General features: G+C 64.5%; 1 protein-coding gene. It reads left to right on the forward strand.

The features are described from left to right. Nucleotides 1–1,126 (forward strand): IS1380 family transposase (locus B1964_RS28560; protein ID WP_079932194.1); only part of this gene is annotated, 1,126 nt, incomplete at its 5' end. Between the last annotated feature and the right edge of the window lie 149 nt (nucleotides 1,127–1,275).

Genomic DNA, 1,275 nt, shown 5'->3' on the forward strand with positions numbered 1-1,275 from the left:
GGGGAAGGTGTTCGACCACCCGTACGCCCCGTCAACGTTGGGATCGTTCCTGCGGGAGTTCCGGTTCGGGCATGTCCGACAGTTGGATGCGGTCGCCACCCGCGTGTTGGCCGGCCTTCATGCCCGCACGCCGGTGCTGACCGGGATCGACGGGCCGGTCATGGTCGATATCGATGACTCGATCATCGAGGTCCACGGCCCGGCCAAACAGGGCGCCGGATTCGGCTACACCCGGGTACGCGGGTTGAACTCGGCGATCACCACCCTCACCTGCGGACCGGGTGCGCCGGTCATCGCCGCGCAACGCCTCCGGAAAGGGGCCTGTAATTCTGCCCGCGGGGCGCATCGCTTGATCGCCGACACATTGGCAACCCTCGCGCGACTGCGATCCGACGACGCGTCGGGACCGATTCTGTTGCGGGCGGATTCAGCGTTCTACGGTCACCGCACGGTCACCACCGCGATCCGGGCCGGCGCCCAGGTGTCAGTCACCGTGCGCCAAGACACGCGGACACGTGCAGCGATCAGCGAGATCCCCGATGACGCGTGGACGGCGATCGAGTACACCGACGCCCTCTTCGATGAGAACACCGGTCGCTGGGTCTCGCGTGCCGAGGTCGCCGAAATACCCTTCACCGCATTCACCTCCAAAGCCAAAAACCTGCAGGTTCAAGGGCGGCTGGTCGTACGCCGCATCCCCGACTTTCAGCCTGACGGCGACGGCTTGTTCGACGTGTGGCGCTTTCATGCGTTCTTCACCACCAGCGACCTCGACACCGTCACCGCCGACACAACCCACCGCGGGCACGCGATCATCGAGCAAGTCCACGCCGACCTCAAAGCCTCCGCGCTCGCGCATCTGCCATCAGGAAAGTTCTGCGCCAATGCCGCCTGGCTGGTGTGTGCGGTCATCGCGTTCAATCTGCCTCGTGCTGCCGCCAGTCTCGGCGGGCACCGTCTGGCCAAGGCCACCACCTCCACGATCCGCCGCACCCTGATCTGCATTCCGGCGCGGATCGCCTCCTCAGCCCGGCGCATCACGATGCACCTACCCGCCCGCTGGCCCTGGGAAACCGAATGGAATCTGTTGTTCAACAACACAATCGGCCGACAACACGCAGCCTAACACCTAACCCGAGCGGCTCAGCGGCCCCGATCCCGAAACCCAGTGAAACACGCCGAAATCAGAGATCGGCGACTCACTCATGCCCATCACCGGCCTGAACATGCTCAACACCTTTCATCACACCTCAAAAGCCGATCGGTGGATCGAGG

This window comes from Gordonia sp. i37 (assembly GCF_002043085.1).
Taxonomy (GTDB): domain Bacteria; phylum Actinomycetota; class Actinomycetes; order Mycobacteriales; family Mycobacteriaceae; genus Gordonia; species Gordonia polyisoprenivorans.